The following is a 20281-nucleotide window of genomic DNA, read 5'->3' on the forward strand; positions in this document are numbered from 1 at the left end:
GAAGAGTTTGTTGTTAAAGTATTTAATATCGTCGCAGAGTTTATTGTCAAAACTGCTTGATCAATATACTCAATAAAAGCTCTAATTAAATCTATTTTTCTTAAAGTTAAATTTTCAGTATATACTAAACTATAAGCTTTAGAATGCTTAACAGAAGTATCTTTTAGTGCATAAGTAATAATAGATTCTAAGTTCTCTTTTGCATTATCTACTTGTTTAAAATCTTCTATATTAAGATTAAATCTTGAGATATAAATCAACTCTTTTTTATTTGTCACATTATATGTAACTTCATCTATTATTTCAAATCCAATATTATGCAATAATGGAGTTATATATGATAAATATAATTGTTCTTTTGAAAATATTTTTATATATTTAGTTTTCTTATTCTCTTGAATCTTTGTAACAATTTTTTCACTTAAAACTCTGTCAAAAAGTTCATCACTAATTGCCAAATCATCAGGAGTTAAAAGTTGCGAACATATTGCCTGAATATCTGAAGTAGACATAATATTTCCTTTGAGTATAGATTATTTATACTCAATCTTACTCTTTAAAAGTTAAGAATATATTAAATTATAGACATACTTATTACATATAAAATTATTTGTTACTATGCGCATACATTATAAAAGTTTGCATTTAAGAGTTTTATTAAATCATTTGGCTTAACTTCAATATCTAAACCTCTTTTACCACCACTTACATAAATACAGTCGTAGTTTTTTGCACTTTCATCAATTATTGTTTTTAATCTTTTCTTTTGACCTAATGGTGAAATCCCACCTAATAAATAGCCAGTTACTTTTTGTGCTTCTGCTTTGTCTGCCATAATAGCTTTTTTAGATTTTAAAGCATTTGCTATCTCTTTTAAACTCAATTGTTTACATACAGGAATAACAGCCACAGCTAACTCTTTTGGAGATAATTCAACTAATAGAGTTTTAAAAACTTGATTTTCATCTAATTTTAATTTTTCAACTGCTTCAAGTCCATAATTTGTATTTAATGGGTCATGTTCATATTTTAATATTTTATATTCACACTTATTTTTTTTAAGTAAATTAATTGCAGGTGTCATCTAAGGTAAAATTCCTTTTTTCTTTTCTATTATCATATACAAAATTTATAATATTTATATGAAAAGAGTCTATATGTCTATTTTTTTATTAAGAATTAGAGCTTTATTTATAACAATATGTTTCATTATGTAATAATTAAAAAATTTCAATAAAATTCTTAATTTTTTTATAATTTTTTTAAAAGCAATAAATAATTTTTATAGTTTCATAGAATGTCTATTTTTTCTACATTTTATTAATATTGTATATAAAATAATATTTTTAATAACTGTAATTTTAATTCTTTTTTAATAATTTAATAAATATTGCATTTTATAATAAGAATTAATTCATTATAATAACTAATCACATTATAGGAGAGAAGAAATGCACCCTGAATTTGTTTATTTAGTAATTGGTTTAGTTGTATTTACATTCGTAAGTCTTAGTTCATTATTGTATTTTGACAAAAAATATAATGATAAAATATAATATCAATCTACTCAATAGTAGATTGATTTTTTCCATTGTGTTTTGATAAATACATTAGCTTATCAACTCTTTCATAGATATCTTTACTTGTATCGGTTTGTTTTACTTCAGTAACGCCAATACTAATAGTAACTACTCTATTATCAATCATTTTTAATTCTGATACTTTTTTTCTAATTTTTTCACATACAATATGAGATTCATCTAATACTGAGTTTGGAAATAATATTACAAATTCTTCTCCTCCTACTCTAAATAAAAAATCAGTTTTTCTAATATATGATTGAATCTCTTTTGTCATTTCAGTTAATACTTTATCGCCAATATCATGACCATAAGTATCATTTATACTTTTAAAATCATCAATATCAAACATTGCAATACAAAATTGTGTTTTATATCTTTTAAAAGAAGCAAGACTTTCTTTTATTCTTCGATTATAAGATTTTCGATTATATGCTTGTGTTAATTCATCTATATATGATTGTTCTTTTAATTTCTTTTGAATTTTATATAAAGCAGTTATATCTCGACTAATTGCTAAAATACCATTTTTTGATGATTTATTATAAGAGAAAAATATTTTTTTTGTTTGAAACAAAACTTCTTTATCATCATACACAACCCAATCTTCATATACATTTTGCTCTTTATCTTCTAATATTTTGATATCTTGTTTTCTAAACATTCTTGCAATACTTACATTAAATAAATTGAAATCATCTTTTCCTATAATCTCTGATTCTTTTTTATTTACGAACTTTTGAAAAGACTCATTACAACCTAAATACCTAAAGTTTCTATCTTTATAAAAAACCATATCATCAGTTGAGTTTATAACAGTATGAAGTAAGTCTCTTGATTCTTTATTTTTTGCTAAAAAATATAAAATTACTAAAATAATAAGAATTACAAATACACTTATCAAAAGAATGATTTTACTCTCTTCGTAAGATATTTCAAATCTATATCTTTTATGATTATTATTTTCATATATAAATTCATCAATATTTGTATCTGTATTTGTAATACCTAATACTTTAAATACATTTACTATGTCTTTTAACTTTGATTCATCTAAACAACCAATTTCTCCATCTTCATGAAAAGCAAGTTTTTTTAGAACCTCTCCCTCTTTTAATAAGTGAATTAAAGATTTATTTTGTGTATTGTATTTTTTATATATTAAATCAGCTGTTTCTGCCATATTATTAAATGCATATTTCCAACCTTTAATACTAGCTGTATAAAAATCTTCTGTAAGTTTTGGATTTTTATCTATAAATTTAGAAGAAGTAAAAAGAATATCACTATAAAAATCAAAACCACTATCTTTTGGATGTAAAATATTATATTTTATATTTTTATCTTCTAATCTAATTGGTTCATTTGATAAATATGAGCCCATAGCATCTGTTTTACCTGAGATTAAATCTTCAAGATTAAAAGAATGTTTTTGAACTTTATAATCATTTGGATTAAGGCCATGAGAATAAAGCATCGCTAAAATTGATGCACTCATTTTCGCATCTGTGGTAATCATAATTTTTTTATTTTTTAAATCTTCAACTCTCTTAATATTAGAATTTTCTCTTACTAAAAGCATCAAAGGAGAGTTCTGAAAAATTGCAGCTAGAGCAACAATATTTTTACCATTTATTTTTTCAATCAATAAAGATGAACGACCAACTGCAAATTGTGCTTTATTCGAATTAATTTCATCTAATACATTAATACCAGAACTGTACTCTTTTATATCTACATCTATACCAACATCAGAGTAAAAGCCTTTTTCTTTTGCTATATAATATCCTGCAAATTGAAATTGATTTAACCAGTTTAATTGTAATGTTACTTTTGTATTTGCATAAAATAATGAAGGAAGAAAAATTAAGAATATAAATAGAGTTTTCATGTTTTCTCCTTACATAAATGGGAAACATATTTATATAAGATAGTAGCATAATATTTTTTTATCTAAAATTAAGCAAAGGCAACCCAAGAGGGTTGTCTTTTTTATAGATTAAGCAAATGCAGGTTCTAAGAAAGGAATAATTTGTTTTTTTCTTGATAAACAACCATCTAACCAAACTTTTCCATCTACTAATTCTTTACCAAAAGCAGCTTCAAAAATTGAATTATCAGCAGATGCAACAATTACTTCTGAACCTTCTTTCATAATATCAGTTAAAAGTAAACATGCTGTATGAAGCTTATGTTCAACTCTAAAATCTTCTAAATCTGATTCTAAATCATCTTTAATACCATCAAAAATTGCTAAATCTACAACTTCTAATTGTCCAATTCCAACAGCAGTTCCATGCATATCAAATGGTTTATAATCTCTTAAAATTAAATCTCTTGCTGATACACCTTCAACTTGTGATTTTACTTTAAACATTTCCATACCTAAAGCACCAAAGTCTTCAACTCCACAAATTTCTGCAAGTTCTCTAACAACTTTGATATCAATATCAGTACAAGTTGGTGATTTGAAAATTACAGTATCTGATAAAATTGCGCACATCATAATTCCAGCAATATTTGCAGGAATTTCTACACCATGATAATCATACATCTCTTTAACAATTGTATTTGTACAACCAACAGGTCTAATCCAACACTCTAAAGGAGCAGAAGTAGTAATATCACCTAATTTGTGATGATCAACGATACCTACAACAGTAGCATCATCAATATCAGCAGGTGCTTGACCTTTATCAGAATAATCAGTGATAAATAACTCTTCACCAGCAAATTGTGTTTTTAATAATGGTGCTTCAAAACCAAATTTTTCTAAAATAAAAGCAGTTTCAGGATTTAATTCACCTTGTCTTGCAGGAATTGCTTCTCTTCCAATTTTATTTAATAAATAACCTAATGATATTGCTGAACAGATAGAATCTGAATCAGGCGTAGTATGTCCACATGTATAAATTGCCATTTTATAAAGTCCTAGTTTTTAATATTTCGCCATTTTATCTAAATATATGTTATTTTACTTTTAAACTAAATATTTAATTTAATTTATTTAAATGGTATTTTCATACTAAAAACAGCTCCTTTATAACTCTTATTTTTATAAGTATATTGCGTATTTGAAACTTCTAATACACCATCCATATGTCGAGATATTATCTCTTGTGACATATGTAAACCTATTCCTGTACCTTGACTTTTATGTTTGGTTGTAAAATAAGGTTCAAAAACTCTATTTATTACCTCATCATCTATTCCACCTGCATTATCTTTTATTTTTAAAATAACATTTTCTTTTTTAGAAATCACATCAATAAATATATATCTTTGACCTTCTTTTTCTTCTAAGGCATCAATTGCATTATTTAACAAATTCATTAAAACTTGTAAAAGTTCACGTTCAAAACCTTCAATTGTTACATCTTCGATACTTTTAATTACTATAATTTCTTTGTTTTTAATTCTTGAATATAAAAGGTTTAGTGTTTTTTCTATTGATTTATTTAAAACAAATGATATTTTCTCTTTATCAGGTTTAAAAAAGTCTCTAAAATCTTCAATAGTTTGAGATAAATGATTTGCCGTTTCACTAATTCTATCTACTGATTCAATTAAGCTTTCATCAGTTAAAAGATCCAAATCTTTTTGAAACTTTATTCCAGAAGATGCAGTTGTAATTAAAGATAATGGTTGTCGCCATTGATGAGCTACATTCTCCATCATTTCACCCATTGCAGCAAGTTTTATTTTTTGAGATAATAATACATTTTGTTTATGATTTTCATCAATATGATGTTTAATATCTTTTTTATAATCTTCGAATCTTTTTTTAATTATTCTTGAAATATAAAATGATAATAAAAGTAAAATAGTAGTAACTATAAATGCAAAAATAAATACTCTTTTAACATTTTCATTATAGTTTTTTGTTAAAACTTCTTTTCTTTGATTTATAAGTTTATTAACATCATCTTTATAAAATCCAGTACTAATATCCCAGTCCCAATTTGGTACTGATTTTACATATACAATCTTTTCAGAAGGTTTTACAGAATCTGGTTTATTAAATATTACTTTTAAATAACCACCTTGTGAAGCTATTTTTTTTGATTCTTTAAAGATATCAGATTCATTCCATTTTTTTAGTTTTTTAGTAACACTTTTTCCAATTAAGTCTTTATTTATATGTAATAAATATTTACCATTTTTATCAACTACTATAAGATAACTATTTTTCCCAAATTTTAGTTTATTTAGTTGTGTTAAAACTTTTTCTTGAATATCTAAAGAAAAATCTTCAACATACTCACCTGTTCCAATAAAATAATCTAATTCATAAATATTTTTTATAAAACCAATCTTTTTATACTCATATAAACTATCTTTTGTTTTTCGCCAATACCACTCTTGATAAGATTCATCATTTTTTTCTAATAGATTAAGTGAGTCTTTTAATACAAATGTACCTTTACTATCTTTGTGATTTATTAGATTTTTTCCTTCTAAAGATGGAACTAAAGGATGAATAATATTTATAGCATTTTTATCATAAACAAAAAAGTAACCTCTATTATTGTTAAATCTTATATCTTTTATTGATGTTTTAATTAACTTATCAATCTCTTTTTTTGAGTATTTATCTTTGTATTCACTATAAATATTAGTAATAATTTTATGTGCTTCATATACTCTTGTTTTAAGAGATTCTTTTAGTTTTGATTCTGTATCTTTTTGCTCTGATAATATATAGTCATAAACAGTTTCAATTTGTTCTTTTATTACTTGTTTTTTATCTAAGACATACTTTTCTTCCATATCTTTTTTTATTGTTTCAAAATTTGACTTATTTTCAAAATATAAAAATAGTGTTATAAGAAAAGAACTAAATAAAATAAACGCAGGGAGGGAGTATCTTAAAATAAATAATAGCTTTTTTTCATTTTTAATATTCATAATTTACTCTTTAAAATAATTTTAAACTTTATAAATACATTATAGTCAAAAAACTATTAAGATAATTAATATTGATTTTTTAATGAAAAACTTATATAATGATTTTTTAACTAAAAGGATTTCAAAATGACAACACTTTCTAATTCTTATATGCAAAAAACATTTTCACAAGAAGTTTATCAAATAATGGTTTCATTTTTGAAAATAAGTAAATCTTTTTTGTATAAACATCATAAAATTATAGGGTATTTTTAAACCCTATAATTTTTTATTTTGTAAAACTACTACTTTGCATAGTATAGTCACGTTCTACATTTGCAATTGTAATTCTATAATCTTTAAATATTGATTCTCTACCATTTTTTTGAGCAGCCATATGATCAATATTATTTTTCCAATTTATTAAAGATTCTTCATTTTCCCAAAAAGATAAAGATAACAACTTACCTTCATTTACTAATGATTGAAATCTCTCAATACTTAGAAACCCAGGCATTTTTATTAATTGTTCTTTTAGCATTGCTGCAATACTTAAATATTGCTCTTTTTTACCATCTGCTATTTCTACTTCAAATATTACTGCATACACTAATTATCCTTTCTAATATTTGTAACTGTTTTTCCACCTATTGCATAATTATCAGTACTAATTTCATTAATTGTTACAACGCAAGTATTTGCACCTCTATTAAAAACTTCTGCAAAAGCATCTGTTAATTTTTTTGCTAAAAGTTCTTTTTGTTCTTTTGTTGCTCCACCATCTTCATGTGTCATTGTTACATTTATCATTGGCATAATATTTTTCCTTTAATTTTTTATAATTTATTTTGTTCATCTGTTGCAATCTTTTTAGCAAATAATAAAAATATTATTCCTGCAAAAACAATTGCCGCTGTTACATAAAGAGCATAATTATAGTTTTTGAAATACTCAATTAAAGCAACACTATAAAGAGGGCCTAAAACTTGCCCTATTCCATAAGCTGTTGTCATAGCACCCATTAACACAACTGGATTATTTCCTGCTAGTTTTCCACCTACATTTAAAAACAGTCCTACAAGTCCTACAAAAGTACCACCATAAAGTATTCCACTTAATAGATTTAAATATACATTTGTAGTAAGAGTTGGAATTATAATACCAATAAAAAGTAAAAACATTGCTATTATAATAATATTTACACTACCTTTTTTTTCAGCTAAATTCATCCAAATAATACAAGATGGAATACCAGCAAGGCCAACTAAAGTCCATGTTAAACTCCCATAACCATCAAGACCATCTAAAGAATTAATAATATCAGGTAAAAAAGTTGCAAAAACAACAAAACCAATACCAACTGCAAAATATGCGATAATTAGAAGAATTACATAAGCTGAAAAAATTGATTTATCAAACTTATGGCTTATACTTGCATTTATCATTTCATTATCAAATGATAAAATATAAATACTATATAGAGTTGCAAAAAAAGCAAAAATAGTTAGAACCATCCATGAATCTTCCCAAGAACCATCACTTGCAAATACAAATCTCATTAGTAAATCACAAATTAAAATAGAAAAACCAATACCACTAAAATGTATTCCCATCGCTTTTGTTTTACTTTGCATTTTTAGTTTTGTCATTACAATAGCAGAACCAACTACCAAAGCCATAGCAGCACCAAAACCTGCAATTATTCTTGAAAGTAACCAAATAGTTTCATTTGTAGTAATACTTAAAAATAAAGTTGTAAATACACATAAAAACATTCCTATTCTAAAGTATTTAACTTTTGTATTAATATCTTTAATAAATACTGCAAATATCGCACCTGATAAATACCCTACATAATTAGTTGATGCTAATACTCCTGCAAAAGTTACACTTAGAAAATCATCTAACATAGAAGGAAGAAGTGAAGTAAAAGCAAATCTTGAAACTCCAACCCCTACAATTAAAGCTAAGATTCCTGCTAAGATAATTGCTGCGTTGTTATTTCTATCTAATAATCTAATATTCACAATAATCTCCTTTTTAAAAATATATTATATAATATCACTAATAGTTATAGTATGTCAAATATTAAATCATGATATATGATATAAGGAAAAGTGATATGGATTCAAATTTATTAAAAGTTTTTGTAAGTGTTGCAAATAACAATAGTATATCTTTAGGTGCTCAAGAATTAGGATATGCACAATCAAATGTAACATCAAGAATCAAACAACTTGAAAAAAACATAGGATATTCATTATTTCATAGAATTCCCAAAGGTGTAAAACTTACACATGAAGGAGAAAAACTCTACCCTTTTGCAATAGAAATAGTAAAAAAAGTAGAAGAAGCAATACTTCAAATGAAAAATGTAAACCATCAAACAATATTAAGAATTGGTTCAACACAATCAAATGCACCTATTAGATTATTGCCTTTTGTAACTAAACTAAATAATGACTTCCCACAAATGAAAATTGAACTATTTACAAATACTACTCCTCTTGTAATATCTGAGCTTCTTGATTATAAAATAGATATAGGTTTTGTAAGTGGAAACCCAAATCATAAAGATATTATGGTTTTACAGAAATTTGAAGAAGATATTTATTTAATAGAATCAAAAGAAAAAGAGAGTGAAAATTGTATATTAGGATATAAAGAGTCTTGCGCATATTATACTTTTTTAGCTTCATATTTTAAAAACCAAGGTAATATTACTTTTAAAACAACTATTTTTGAAAACTATGAAACAATATTAGGTTGTACAAAAATTGGTATGGGAAAATCTGTTGTTCCTAAAAGTATCATAGATAAGTTTGATTATTCAAATGATTTAAAAATGACAAAACTAAATAAAAAAGAGTATGATTTATCAACTCATTTAGTTTGTAGAAAAGACTATATTCCTATGATTAGTGAATATTTAAAAACAATAAAATTATAATTAATAAAATACCAAAAAGAAGACAAAGATGACACATATATTTACAGCACTTATTCCAATCTTTTCATTGATAATGATTGGATATTTTTTTAAAAGAATCAAATTCCCATCTTATGAATTTTGGCCAAATGCTGATAAATTAACATATTATATTTTAATGCCATCACTTTTAATATACAAGTTATCAACAGCAAAATTAGAAGCTACGAATAGTGTAAGTTTTGTTTTAACAGCGTTAATTACAATTATTACTGTTTTAATATTACTTATGATTGCTAATAAATTCTTTTCTTTTAAAGGTGATTCATTTACCTCTATTTCTCAAGGTGGAATTAGATTTAATACTTATGTATTTTTAGCATTAATCGATTCTATTTATGCAGATCAAGGTTTACTTTTAGCTGTATTATTAATAACTTTTGTAATACCATTTATAAATATATTATGTATCTCTGTTTTTGCTTTATATATAGGCGAAAATAAGTTATCATTTAAATATTTACTTAAATCAATTTTTACAAACCCTTTAATTATTGCTTGTGTAATTGGAGGAAGTATTAACTTTACTGGTTTTGATTTTCCAATAGTTTTTGAAAAAATTTTAGAGATTTTAGGTTCAGCAGCACTTCCACTAGGTCTTTTATCAGTTGGATTTGGTTTAGTTATAAAAGAGATAAATTCAGCAAAAAATGAGTTAATTATCTCAAATATTGCAAAACTTATTTTAACTCCACTTATTATGTTTTTTATAGCAAAAGCATTTTCTTTAGATGAACAAATGACAGCTATACTTATAATATTCGCAGTTTTACCAACAGCTCCATCATCTTTTGTATTAGCAAGACAATTAGGTGGAGATATTGGTTTAATGTCTTCAATTATTACAGTTCAGACATTAGTATCAATATTTTTCATAATTTTTGTTTTACAATATTTTATTTAAAGTCTTAAAAAATCAAGACTTTAAATATTAAATAAATACACTAACAATAACTTTAATAGCAAGAGCTGATAGAAGCACTTTTAAAATCATAGTAAATTTTTTACCATCTATTTTATCTCTTAGTTTTGTTCCTGCATAAGATCCTGCAACTGCACCAATAATCATTGCAACTATAATTCCAATATAATCAAAAAATACAAAACCAAAATACATAAATACAAATACTTTTAAAATATGTGTAATACTCATTAAAGCAGCACCAGTTGCTACAACTTTATCTTTATCACCATAATCTTTAAGTAATAAAGTCATTGTTAAAGGCCCAGTAGCTCCTACAACTATTGATAATCCTGTTTGTAAAAAACCAACTAAATAGTAGTTTTCGTACTTTTTAATTTTATTATTAAACTTTTGTGACCATAATGATAATAAAATATAAAGACCTATAAATAAAGGAACATATTCTAAAGAAATCATTGATAAAATAGCAGCAAAAAGCCCTATTCCTAAAATTGAACCAATTAGAAATTTTGGGATAATTTCATATTGAACATCTTTATATCCAAATACAGCACGAGAAAAATTGCTTGACATTTGAGTAAGCCCATGAACTGGAATTAAGGCATTTAAGGGTAAAAAAGATGGAAGTATAGCAATAAGCATCATTCCTCCACCAATACCAACAACACCTGCAACAGTTGAAGTAAAAAAAGTAAGTAAACCTAACATGATTTCTGTCATAATAAAATCTTCCTAAATAATATTTTTTATGTGAGACGTAAAATACCCAATAAAAGCTTATTTATCAAAAAAATAGTTATAATTGCGCTTTAATAAGAAGGAATAAAATGGATATATATCAATGGATAGGTTTTGTAGGTATGGCTTTTGTAGTACTTGCATATTTATTTTTACAAACGAACAAATATACAATTAAATCTTTAGAGTATCAACTACTAAATCTTGTAGGTGCTATTTTACTTTTGATTTCTCTTTTTGTACATTTTAATTTTGGTTCATTTGTTATTGAAGTATTTTGGATTATAATCACAATATATGGAATTTTTGTAAATATAAAAGAAAAGAAAAAGAAGAAAAATCAAGAGGATTAAATATGAAAAGTTTTTTATTAATTACAATGTTTTTTACAACTTCACTTTTAGCTAACTATACTTATGGTGGTGAAAATAGCGGAAAAATCGATATGCATGGTGGAAAAAGTGATAAACTTATAAACAATAATTTTAAAGATACAAAGTTTAACTCTTTAAAAAGTTTAGGAACAATAGAACCTGTTAAGCCAAAAATACCAGTAACACCAAAAGCTCCAAATGATTTAATAAAAATAGAAAAAACACCTACGAAATAATTTCATAGGTGTTTTCTTTTAGTTTTCTAATCTAAAAAAATTATGCTTTTGAATATGCTAACTTCTCTTTATTGATTAATATATTTGCTAAAAATTCATAAGCACTACTCCATGCGTTTTCTACATCTTTAGTACAAACTTCACCAAGTGTTTTTTTAATCGAACTTAATAAAGCATCTTGTACCATTGGATAATGTTCAGGTTTAATATTTGTTTTAACATGAGCTTTAACCATTGTTTCAAGACCTTTTTGAAGATTTCCTAAATTATCAATATTATTAGCATAAGCATAGATTGCATTTGCTAATTTCTTTGGTTGGTCATCACTAGCATCTTTAAATAGTATTTTTGTTTCAGGGTACTTTTCAAATAAAATCTTATACATTGTTTCTGTAATTTCATCTTTTTTTTCTTTTAAAAGTGGTGCAGTTGATTTAATAATTTCTTTTGTATTTTCTGTCATAATTTGTCCTTTTTATTTTTTAAAGTGGAAGAATATCTAAATAAAAAAAGCTTTTGATTGATAAGAATCAAGTTTCTTTTGATATAATCTGCAAATTTTAAATAAATATTATAAGGTATTAAATAAATGTCAAAAATATATAAATTTATATCATGGAACGTAAACGGAATTAGAGCAGTTGATAAAAAAGAAGCTTTAAAATGGGTAGATGAAGCAAATATTGATTTACTTGGTGTTCAAGAAACAAAATCAATGAAAGTTCAAATACCAGATACAATATTTGAAAAAGAGTACAAAAAATTAGTTGCTTCTGAATCTGCAATAAAAGGTAGATCAGGAACTGCACTTTTTACAGATATTGAAACAACTTTTGAGTGTCATTGTCCTAGTGTTGATGTCTTAAATGAAGGAAGAATTAACGAAGTTCACTTTACTTTAGGAGATAAAGATATCGCATTTTTCAATGTTTATTTTCCAAATGGGCAAAGTAAAGAAGAAAGACTTGTTTATAAAATGGAATTTTACGATAGATTTTTAGAGCATTGTGAAAATCTAAAAAAAGAAGGAAAATCAATCATAGTTTGTGGAGATGTAAATACAGCACATAAAGAGATAGATTTAGCAAGACCAAAAGCAAATGAAAAAACTTCAGGATTCTTACCAATGGAGCGAGAGTGGATGGATAAATTCCTTTCACATGGTTATATCGATACATTAAGACATGTAATTGGTGATGAACCAGAGCATTATAGTTGGTGGTCTTATAGAGCAAATGCAAGAGCAAACAATGTTGGCTGGAGAATTGACTACTTCTATGTAAGTGAAGACTTAAAAGACAATATCAAAGATGCCTATATTTTAAATGAAGTTATGGGAAGTGACCACTGTCCTATTGCTTTGGAAATTGAGTTATAATATTTTTTGTAACTCTTTTGTAATAAAAATCATTGATTATTAATAACTTTTAAACCATTCTTTTGATAATATGGTTCCTTGTTTAAGGAATCATATGAAGAAAATCTATCTAATATTTATACTACTTACAAATATACTTTTAGCAAATAATTTAAATAATCTATTAGAAGAGTATAAAACAACATCTGAAAAATCTTTACAAACAGTCGATGAAAAGCTAGGCCATGTTTTAGTTTATTCTCAAAAAGACCTTCGGCTAATGCAATATAATAAACTAAATGATATCCTAAAAGAATTACCTCTTTTAAATTTAAATAAAAATAGATTTGGAGTTTCAAGCCCATCTTTAGCAGGTACAAAAACAACAGTTAGTGGATTTTTTAGATTATTTATAAATGACCATGAAGTAAGCTCAGTACACACTCAATCATTTTCTCTTTTATGGGGAGAAATGCCTTTAGATTTTATTGACCATATTGAGGTTTATTATGGAGAAAGCTCTTTTGCTTTAGGTAATGAAACTGGTGTTTATTTTATTAGAGTTTATACAAAATCAGCAAAAAAAGAGAATTCAACTCAATTAAAAACAACAATATCTGATGATAAATCACATTCTCAAAGTATAACTCATTCTCAAAGTTTTAAAAATGGTTGGTCATATTTACTTTTTTTAAATCAAAATGAGTTAAATGATTCAAATACTTATAAGAATCAAGAACTTAAAAATGATAGCAATAGTAGATATTTATATTTAGATATAAGTAATGATACAACTAATATAAATATTGGATATTCTGATATAAATAAAGATGCTTATATGGGTTTAGCACTTGATGTAAAACCTGAAGTTGCACAAACAAAAGCAAATGATTATTTTATTAATATAAACAAATACCTTTTAGAAGATAGATCATTAAAAATTGGTGCATCTTACCATATATCTACAAGAGAATATAAGGAAACTAATTCATCAGGTATAGGTTTAATTCCAATAATAGATTTAACACAAAACCCAGCTAATACAATCCCTAAAGAGTTTAGTGAAGACCTTAAGTTTACAAAAACAACTGCCTTTATTTCAAAAAGTTTTAATACAGATAAAAACAACTTTTTAACAGCTTTTCATATCAAAAATAAGACTTATGAAGTAGATAAAAGAAAAACAGTAAACTTTACTAATCAAAATAGTATTAATCAAAAATTTAATGATTATGACAAAGAGACTACTTATTCATTGCTTTTTGAAGATGACTATAAAATCAATGATAAGATTATGTTAATAGCCAATGCCAAATATGATAAATATAGAAGAAGTGGATATTTAGAAAATTTAGAAGAAAATATGCACAGAATTGGAATGATTTTTACTCCATATAATAATTTTGGATTAAAGACTTTTTATACAAAAACATATCTACCTCCATCTTTTTACAATGCAGACTTTGAGTCATATAGAAATGGAAATATCAAAACACAAAAATATGATATATTTACAACAGAAGCTGTTTTTACAACTACTAAATCAAAACTAGGAATTACTTATCATAATGTTAAAATTAATGATTTTATATATTTAACACCTATTGGTTTTGAAAATATAGATCATGAAATTAAAACAAGTGGTTTGATATTTGATTATGAATACTTATTATCAGATGAACATAAAATTAAATTAAACTATTTTACTACAAAATCTAGCGAACAAATTAATAATTCAGATAAAGGTGCTTATATTAAATTTATGGGTGAGTATTCAAAATTTGAATATTTTGCATCTTTAATATATAGAAATAAATATGAATATAAACCAAGTACATCAAATATAGTATCTGTAAAAGATAGTTATAACTTAAATTTAGGTGCAAGTTATAATTATTCTAAAGATTTAACTTTTAGTATAAAAGGTGAAAATTTACTCGATAAGTCAACTAAATCGCTCTATAGTGATGGTTTTCCTGGAACAAATTTTGCTTTAAAAGATTATGATAGAAATATTAGTTTTTCTGTAAAGTGGGTGTTCTAATGAAAATTTTAATACTTATCCTAAGCTTTTTATCATTTGCTTATTCAGAACAATATACTTTTTTAGTAAATAAATATGATAAAGAAATAGAACTAGAAGCAAAAATCATATCAAATATTGCAAACGCTTCAGTGAAAAACGAAATAAAACTATTTATACCAAAGATTACTGATACTGAAAAAAAGATATATTCAAAGTTCTTTACTTTAAGTAGTACATGTGAAGATTCAAATTTTATATATATAAAAAGACCAGTAGAAATTGATACCTTATGTCAAAGCCAAGATAAAATTTTCTTTACAAATAATTATCAAAGACTTTTACATAAAAAAAGATTCTTTGGAGCATTTTTTTGGAGTAAAAGTAGACCAAATATTGTATTTATAAAAGATAGACTGGAAGAAAACAGTATCAATCTTCCAAGTACTTATAATCAATTTATAGAAGAGTTCTAATGGAAAAGAAATCTTTATTGAAAAATCCTATTTATAGTATAGGAATTTATTCAATAATCTCTTTTATATTGATTTTTCTATTTTTTAATATAGTAAATCTTGAAAAAAAAGTAGAAGATGAAATGTTTAAAATATCTACATCTGATATTATTTCAATTGCACAAAACAATGCAAATGCTATTCAAGAACTTTTAAAAAATAGTCATGATTATGTAAGTGATATTAAAAAAAGTGAAGCTTTACAATTTAATATTGAAGAAAAACTGCAAACACTAATAACTAATAATATTAAATACTCTTACTTAATTTATAAAGATAAAAAAGGTGTTTTTAGATTTTTAGTTGATGGTTCAAATCCAAGTGAAAAAGCTTTTTTAAATCAAAAATTCGATGCAGATAGTTCTCAATGGCTTGAAATTTACAATAAAAAAGAACCAGTAATCATTAAACATACAATATTACAAAAACTTTCAATTAGTTATTTAGTTCCAATTATTCATAAAAATGAAGTTCAACTAATCCTTGCAATTGATTTTTCAATTAATAAAGTTGAACATATTAATAAAATTATTGCCTTAATGAAAAATGCCATTATCACAATAATGAGTATAATTTTTATTTTCCTTATTGTTTTAATTGTTCAAACAATAAAGTACTCAAAAATCAAAAAAACTGCATTTATAGATACATTAACAAATGTTTATAATAGAAACTATTTACAAGAGTTACAAGAAACAATAAATCTTGAAAATTATATTTTAGCAACTTTAGATATCGATTTTTTTAAAAAAGTAAATGATACTTATGGTCATGATATTGGTGATATTATTTTAAAAGATGTTGCCAAAATAATTTCTAATACACTTAGAGGAAATGATGATATTGTAATAAGATATGGTGGGGAAGAGTTTGTTTTATTTATAAAAAATGATAATAAAAACTATGAAAATTCAACAAAAGTATTAGAAAGAATTCGTTTAAATATTCAAGAAAATAATTTTTTTATTTCTAAAAATGATTATATAAATATTACTGTTTCAATTGGTGTAAACCTAACTCCATTTGAATCAAAGAATTTTGCTGACGCGTTTAAATTAACGGATCTTGCACTTTATAAAGCTAAAGATAGTGGAAGAAATAATATACAGATATATAAAGATTAATATATTAGAAACAAAGAAAAGATATAAAATCTCTTCTTTATTTTAGAGTAGAACTATTTCATTAAAGGATCTGTAACGCCTAAAACATACATTCCAATAAGACCAATAATACCTGCTACTAAACAATAGTAAATTGTAGGTATAACTGTTTTTCTTAGTGTTTCACCCTCTTGGTCAAGTAAACCAACAGTAGCAGATGCTGCAACAACATTATGAATAGCAATCATATTACCAGCTGCTGCTCCAACTGCTTGAAGTGCAACCATAAATGCAGTTGAAATTCCAAGTGCATCAGCAACACCAAATTGGTACTGAGCTAACATCATATTTGAAACTGTATTAGACCCTGCGATAAATGCACCTAAAGCACCAACCATTGGAGCAAATAATGGATAAATATCTCCAACAGAAGAAGCAACAAATGTAGCCATTGCAACAGGCATAGAATCAAATCCAGACTCATTAACTCCTGAGTTAATTAAAATTCTAACTAATGGAATAGTAAAAATAAGAACAAATCCAGCACCAATCATAACTTTTGATGATTCACTAACAGCTGCACCTATTTCTTTTACTTTCATACCATGTAAGAAGTAAGTAATTAAAACAACAAATACTAAAATTCCACCTGGTAAGTATAAAGGTGTAATAGAGTACCCAAGACCCTCACCTAAAATATCTTTAAATGGAATAACCCAAGATTTAACAAATGCTTTAGCTTCATCAGAAACTCTAGTTAATACTAAAATAGCAGCAACTAATACATAAGGAATCCATGCTTTTGTTAAAGACATATTTGAAGTTTTTTCAGAGAAAGTATCAATTTTTTCTTCAAATTTTGAAACCCATGATGTTGACCATTGTTCTCTTGGAGCAAAATCCCAAGTTTTTTTAGGAATTAAGAAACCTTTTTTTGCAGCAAATGTAACAATAGGAAGACCAACTAATGCACCAATTAATGATGGGAACTCAGCACCTAAATAAACACCTGTTAATGCATAAGGAATAGTAAATGCAATACCACCAAAGATAGCAAAAGGAATAATTGATAAACCTTCTGTCCAAGATTTATTTTGACCAAAGAATCTTGTTAACATAATTACCATAAATAAAGGAATTAATGTACCAACAATAGCATGAGTAATTGCAACTTGTGAAGTAATAATTTGTAAATATTCATCCCAAGTACTACCTAATGTTTGTAAAGTAAGTCCAATTCCATCAGAATCTAAACCTTTATTAACACCAATTAAAATTGGAGTTCCAACCGCACCAAATGATACAGGTGTTGATTGAATCATCATACCAACCATAACAGCAGCCATAGCAGGGAAACCAATAGCAACTAATAATGGTGCAGCAATAGCAGCAGGTGTTCCAAATCCAGATGCACCTTCAATGAATGATCCAAATAACCAAGCTACAATAACAACTTGAACTCTTCTATCTGGACTAATATTGTTGAATCCTTGTCTAATTACTGCAATTGCACCTGAATGTTTTAGAGTATTTAAAAGTAAAATAGCTCCAAATATAATCCATAAAACCGCAACTGTAATAAGTAGACCTTGAATAGTTGAGGCAATAACTCTATTAAAAGAAACCTCCCACACAACAAATGCAACAGCAACTGTTGCTATATATACTAAAGGCATAGCTTTTTTAGCAGAAACTCTTAATCCTACTAATAAAATACCCGCTAGAAATATCGGTAATGCAGCAAAAAATGCTTGTAATGATATATCCATTAAATTCTCCTTGTTTTTATACAAGTAGATTAATCCTTAAATATGATATATTTATGATAAAAATTTAATTATGAAAAAATAGCAATATATTATAGTTTTATTGATAACTTTTGTAACATATCTAGTTTCTTTTTTTTATTTTTATATAAGCTAATGATTTAATTTATTTATAGACAAAACAATACTATAATACGAACCATTAATTAAAAGGAACAATTTTTTATGCCAAACAGTACATTTATATACGTCTTTAATAGAATCATTCGATTATCAATACTATTTTTTATTTTATACTTAATTTTTACAAATTTTGGAACATTCCTTATGATATTAGGAATTATATTTATGATAGGTTTTTTCATAATATACAACTTTAAAAAGAAAATGAAAAGCAGTGGATTTAACTTTCAATTTAAACAAGGGGCTCAAGGCTTTAATCCAAATGACTTCCAGAACTTTAATAGTTCAAACTTCAATGGATTTAATAGCGCACCAAGATTTGATGAAGTACAAAAAGCAAAAGAATTCTTTGGATTTACACATAGTCCTACAAAAGATGAGATAAAAAAAAGATATAAAGAATTGGCTAGAAAATATCATCCAGATATAAATGACCATGATGATACTATGATGAAAGATTTAAATCATTATAAAGATGTTTTAATGAAAACAGTCGAGTAAATAAATGTTTGCTAAACAACTTCAAAAATACTTTTTTACAGTTGTAGTTTTAGCATCAATACTATTAGTTTATCTATGGTACAAGGACTACTCTTTTTCAAGTAGTCCTTTAGAAGAAAAACATCAATTATCAATCTTAAAAAAACAACAAGAATTGAAAGTTCTTGCATATAGAAACTTCAAAATAAAAAAAGAATTCCCTCTTATCGTATCTGATAAAATGAGCGCACAGCGTTTTGGTATGACTACTTATGATAGAAATAAAAATATTATTATACATTTAAATAAAAAACGTTTTAAAGAAAGCAGTAATTATATGATAAATGATGTTTTACCTCATGAATACGCTCATGCGATAATGTTTTACTTTAAAGACTTTACAAATGAAAATTCAGGACATAGTAAAAGATGGCAAAATATATGCAAACAACTAAATGGACTACGTTGTGATAGATTTGTTAATCATGAAGACATTTTAATCGAAAAAACTAATCCATTTAAGTAAACTACAATATAAAGGATAAAACAATGAAATATTTACTATCGCTAATATTATTAACAAATATTGCATTTGCTAGTTATATTATTGAATTTAAAGGCTTAGAAATTGGAGAAATTAAAAACTTCAACTCTTTAGAACAAAATTATCTTGAAGCTGATGTTACAAATAGCATTGCAAGATTTTTATTAGGAAAAGATAAGTTTGTATTTTATAATGAAGATTATAATGGCTTAAAAAATGATGATAATACAAAATACAAAAAAGATAAATATGCGATTATTTACATTCTAAAAAAAGCAGCAGCAAATAATACAAAAGATGAAAGACTTCAAATAAAAGAAAATAAGTATATTGATATTAAGTTTGATACAAATTATAAGTTCAAATATACATCAAAAGATAAGATTAAAAGTGAAGGTTTTTTTGTGATGAAAGATGGAAAACTTGAAACATTTATTGAAGAAGTGAACTCTATAAATATTATTAAAAAAGAAGTAAAATAAAAAATTTTGCAAAAAAATAAAAAAGCCCTTGACAAGTTCTAAAAAAACTACTATAATTCCGACCTATTCAAAATGTCGGGGCGTAGCGCAGTCTGGTTA

Annotated in this window: 21 protein-coding genes and 1 pseudogene; 11 read left to right on the plus strand and 11 right to left on the minus strand. The window is 25.3% G+C overall.

What is annotated here, in order from left to right; translation table 11 throughout:
• The 8 genes and pseudogenes from ACERKK_RS03715 to ACERKK_RS03750 form a co-directional block, all read right to left on the minus strand.
• Positions 1 to 512, minus strand: a pseudogene (locus ACERKK_RS03715) (glutamate dehydrogenase); the annotation flags it as partial.
• Between the two features lie 104 nt (positions 513 to 616).
• Positions 617 to 1084, minus strand: a complete 468-nt coding sequence (gene ybaK, locus ACERKK_RS03720; protein ID WP_373771737.1) for a Cys-tRNA(Pro) deacylase — start codon at positions 1082 to 1084, stop codon at positions 617 to 619.
• 479 nt (positions 1085 to 1563) lie between these two features.
• Positions 1564 to 3471, minus strand: coding sequence for an ABC transporter substrate-binding protein (locus ACERKK_RS03725; protein WP_373771738.1), 1908 nt, complete (start codon positions 3469 to 3471; stop codon positions 1564 to 1566).
• Positions 3472 to 3579: 108 nt separating this feature from the next.
• Complete coding sequence (locus ACERKK_RS03730; RefSeq protein WP_373771739.1) at positions 3580 to 4500, minus strand: manganese-dependent inorganic pyrophosphatase; 921 nt, start codon at positions 4498 to 4500, stop codon at positions 3580 to 3582.
• An 83-nt stretch (positions 4501 to 4583) separates the two neighbouring features.
• A complete protein-coding gene (locus ACERKK_RS03735; RefSeq protein WP_373771740.1) occupies positions 4584 to 6488 on the minus strand; it encodes a cache domain-containing protein in 1905 nt (634 codons plus the stop codon).
• Between the two features lie 268 nt (positions 6489 to 6756).
• The gene (locus tag ACERKK_RS03740) at positions 6757 to 7077 is read right to left on the minus strand and encodes an antibiotic biosynthesis monooxygenase (RefSeq protein WP_373771741.1); all 321 of its coding nucleotides are present in this window, start codon (positions 7075 to 7077) and stop codon (positions 6757 to 6759) included.
• Positions 7077 to 7283, minus strand: a complete 207-nt coding sequence (locus ACERKK_RS03745; RefSeq protein WP_373771742.1) for a 4-oxalocrotonate tautomerase family protein — start codon at positions 7281 to 7283, stop codon at positions 7077 to 7079. Before ACERKK_RS03745 ends, ACERKK_RS03740 begins: the two co-directional genes overlap by 1 nt.
• A gap of 20 nt (positions 7284 to 7303) precedes the next feature.
• On the minus strand, positions 7304 to 8494 hold the full coding sequence (locus ACERKK_RS03750) for a YbfB/YjiJ family MFS transporter (protein ID WP_373771743.1): 1191 nt from the start codon (positions 8492 to 8494) through the stop codon (positions 7304 to 7306).
• A gap of 95 nt (positions 8495 to 8589) precedes the next feature.
• On the opposite strand from ACERKK_RS03750, the gene ACERKK_RS03755 reads away from it, so the two are divergent.
• Together ACERKK_RS03755 and ACERKK_RS03760 are read left to right on the plus strand one after the other, a co-directional pair.
• Positions 8590 to 9417 carry a LysR family transcriptional regulator gene (locus tag ACERKK_RS03755; protein ID WP_373771744.1) on the plus strand — a complete coding sequence of 276 codons (828 nt, stop codon included), beginning with the start codon at positions 8590 to 8592 and terminating at the stop codon, positions 9415 to 9417.
• A gap of 28 nt (positions 9418 to 9445) precedes the next feature.
• Complete coding sequence (locus ACERKK_RS03760; protein ID WP_373771745.1) at positions 9446 to 10360, plus strand: AEC family transporter; 915 nt, start codon at positions 9446 to 9448, stop codon at positions 10358 to 10360.
• A gap of 27 nt (positions 10361 to 10387) precedes the next feature.
• Here ACERKK_RS03760 and ACERKK_RS03765 read toward each other — a convergent pair whose 3' ends face one another.
• Positions 10388 to 11101 (minus strand): TSUP family transporter, encoded by a 714-nt coding sequence (locus ACERKK_RS03765; protein WP_373771746.1) that lies wholly within the window; start codon positions 11099 to 11101, stop codon positions 10388 to 10390.
• Between the two features lie 107 nt (positions 11102 to 11208).
• Here ACERKK_RS03765 and ACERKK_RS03770 point away from each other — a divergent pair, with 107 nt between their 5' ends.
• Both ACERKK_RS03770 and ACERKK_RS03775 read left to right on the plus strand, forming a co-directional pair.
• Complete coding sequence (locus ACERKK_RS03770; RefSeq protein WP_373771747.1) at positions 11209 to 11472, plus strand: hypothetical protein; 264 nt, start codon at positions 11209 to 11211, stop codon at positions 11470 to 11472.
• A gap of 2 nt (positions 11473 to 11474) precedes the next feature.
• Positions 11475 to 11729 carry a hypothetical protein gene (locus ACERKK_RS03775; protein WP_373771748.1) on the plus strand — a complete coding sequence of 85 codons (255 nt, stop codon included), beginning with the start codon at positions 11475 to 11477 and terminating at the stop codon, positions 11727 to 11729.
• A 40-nt stretch (positions 11730 to 11769) separates the two neighbouring features.
• On the opposite strand, the gene ACERKK_RS03780 is transcribed toward ACERKK_RS03775, so the two are convergent.
• Positions 11770 to 12192: a globin domain-containing protein gene (locus tag ACERKK_RS03780; RefSeq protein ID WP_373771749.1), complete on the minus strand. Its 423-nt coding sequence runs from the start codon at positions 12190 to 12192 to the stop codon at positions 11770 to 11772.
• A gap of 126 nt (positions 12193 to 12318) precedes the next feature.
• Here ACERKK_RS03780 and ACERKK_RS03785 point away from each other — a divergent pair, with 126 nt between their 5' ends.
• The 4 genes from ACERKK_RS03785 (at position 12319) to ACERKK_RS03800 (ending at position 16748) form a co-directional block, all read left to right on the plus strand.
• Positions 12319 to 13107 (plus strand): exodeoxyribonuclease III, encoded by a 789-nt coding sequence (locus ACERKK_RS03785; RefSeq protein WP_373771750.1) that lies wholly within the window; start codon positions 12319 to 12321, stop codon positions 13105 to 13107.
• A 94-nt stretch (positions 13108 to 13201) separates the two neighbouring features.
• Positions 13202 to 15130 carry a TonB-dependent receptor domain-containing protein gene (locus ACERKK_RS03790; protein ID WP_373771751.1) on the plus strand — a complete coding sequence of 643 codons (1929 nt, stop codon included), beginning with the start codon at positions 13202 to 13204 and terminating at the stop codon, positions 15128 to 15130.
• Entirely contained in the window at positions 15130 to 15585 is a 456-nt protein-coding gene (locus ACERKK_RS03795; RefSeq protein ID WP_373771752.1) for a hypothetical protein, read from the plus strand. The genes ACERKK_RS03790 and ACERKK_RS03795 overlap by 1 nt, the downstream gene beginning before the upstream one ends.
• Positions 15585 to 16748 (plus strand): GGDEF domain-containing protein, encoded by a 1164-nt coding sequence (locus ACERKK_RS03800; protein ID WP_373771753.1) that lies wholly within the window; start codon positions 15585 to 15587, stop codon positions 16746 to 16748. The genes ACERKK_RS03795 and ACERKK_RS03800 overlap by 1 nt, the downstream gene beginning before the upstream one ends.
• Positions 16749 to 16801: 53 nt before the next feature.
• Here the strand turns inward: ACERKK_RS03800 and ACERKK_RS03805 are convergent, their stop codons facing one another.
• Positions 16802 to 18496 carry an L-lactate permease gene (locus ACERKK_RS03805; protein ID WP_373771754.1) on the minus strand — a complete coding sequence of 565 codons (1695 nt, stop codon included), beginning with the start codon at positions 18494 to 18496 and terminating at the stop codon, positions 16802 to 16804.
• A 345-nt stretch (positions 18497 to 18841) separates the two neighbouring features.
• Here ACERKK_RS03805 and ACERKK_RS03810 point away from each other — a divergent pair, with 345 nt between their 5' ends.
• From ACERKK_RS03810 to ACERKK_RS03820, 3 genes are read left to right on the plus strand one after another with little or no spacing between them, the layout of a single operon-like run.
• The gene (locus tag ACERKK_RS03810; protein WP_373771755.1) at positions 18842 to 19177 is read left to right on the plus strand and encodes a J domain-containing protein; all 336 of its coding nucleotides are present in this window, start codon (positions 18842 to 18844) and stop codon (positions 19175 to 19177) included.
• A gap of 4 nt (positions 19178 to 19181) precedes the next feature.
• Positions 19182 to 19682 (plus strand): SprT-like domain-containing protein, encoded by a 501-nt coding sequence (locus ACERKK_RS03815; RefSeq protein WP_373771756.1) that lies wholly within the window; start codon positions 19182 to 19184, stop codon positions 19680 to 19682.
• Positions 19683 to 19705: 23 nt separating this feature from the next.
• A complete protein-coding gene (locus tag ACERKK_RS03820) occupies positions 19706 to 20182 on the plus strand; it encodes a hypothetical protein (protein WP_373771757.1) in 477 nt (158 codons plus the stop codon).
• Positions 20183 to 20281: the final 99 nt, after the last annotated feature.

This window comes from Poseidonibacter sp. (genome assembly GCF_041821165.1).
GTDB lineage: Bacteria > Campylobacterota > Campylobacteria > Campylobacterales > Arcobacteraceae > Poseidonibacter.

Bases quoted from the DNA above. Each gene is read 5' to 3' on its own strand.
- ACERKK_RS03800 (WP_373771753.1), top strand. From the start codon at position 15,585: ATGGAAAAGAAATCTTTATTGAAAAATCCTATTTATAGTATAGGAATT.
- ACERKK_RS03730 (WP_373771739.1), bottom strand. From the start codon at position 4,500: ATGGCAATTTATACATGTGGACATACTACGCCTGATTCAGATTCTATC.
- ACERKK_RS03735 (WP_373771740.1), bottom strand. From the start codon at position 6,488: ATGAATATTAAAAATGAAAAAAAGCTATTATTTATTTTAAGATACTCC.
- ACERKK_RS03725 (WP_373771738.1), bottom strand. From the start codon at position 3,471: ATGAAAACTCTATTTATATTCTTAATTTTTCTTCCTTCATTATTTTAT.
- ACERKK_RS03755 (WP_373771744.1), top strand. From the start codon at position 8,590: ATGGATTCAAATTTATTAAAAGTTTTTGTAAGTGTTGCAAATAACAAT.
- ACERKK_RS03775 (WP_373771748.1), top strand. From the start codon at position 11,475: ATGAAAAGTTTTTTATTAATTACAATGTTTTTTACAACTTCACTTTTA.
- ACERKK_RS03785 (WP_373771750.1), top strand. From the start codon at position 12,319: ATGTCAAAAATATATAAATTTATATCATGGAACGTAAACGGAATTAGA.
- ACERKK_RS03745 (WP_373771742.1), bottom strand. From the start codon at position 7,283: ATGCCAATGATAAATGTAACAATGACACATGAAGATGGTGGAGCAACA.
- ACERKK_RS03770 (WP_373771747.1), top strand. From the start codon at position 11,209: ATGGATATATATCAATGGATAGGTTTTGTAGGTATGGCTTTTGTAGTA.
- ybaK (WP_373771737.1), bottom strand. From the start codon at position 1,084: ATGACACCTGCAATTAATTTACTTAAAAAAAATAAGTGTGAATATAAA.
- ACERKK_RS03790 (WP_373771751.1), top strand. From the start codon at position 13,202: ATGAAGAAAATCTATCTAATATTTATACTACTTACAAATATACTTTTA.
- ACERKK_RS03795 (WP_373771752.1), top strand. From the start codon at position 15,130: ATGAAAATTTTAATACTTATCCTAAGCTTTTTATCATTTGCTTATTCA.
- ACERKK_RS03805 (WP_373771754.1), bottom strand. From the start codon at position 18,496: ATGGATATATCATTACAAGCATTTTTTGCTGCATTACCGATATTTCTA.
- ACERKK_RS03760 (WP_373771745.1), top strand. From the start codon at position 9,446: ATGACACATATATTTACAGCACTTATTCCAATCTTTTCATTGATAATG.
- ACERKK_RS03810 (WP_373771755.1), top strand. From the start codon at position 18,842: ATGATAGGTTTTTTCATAATATACAACTTTAAAAAGAAAATGAAAAGC.
- ACERKK_RS03815 (WP_373771756.1), top strand. From the start codon at position 19,182: ATGTTTGCTAAACAACTTCAAAAATACTTTTTTACAGTTGTAGTTTTA.
- ACERKK_RS03765 (WP_373771746.1), bottom strand. From the start codon at position 11,101: ATGACAGAAATCATGTTAGGTTTACTTACTTTTTTTACTTCAACTGTT.
- ACERKK_RS03780 (WP_373771749.1), bottom strand. From the start codon at position 12,192: ATGACAGAAAATACAAAAGAAATTATTAAATCAACTGCACCACTTTTA.
- ACERKK_RS03820 (WP_373771757.1), top strand. From the start codon at position 19,706: ATGAAATATTTACTATCGCTAATATTATTAACAAATATTGCATTTGCT.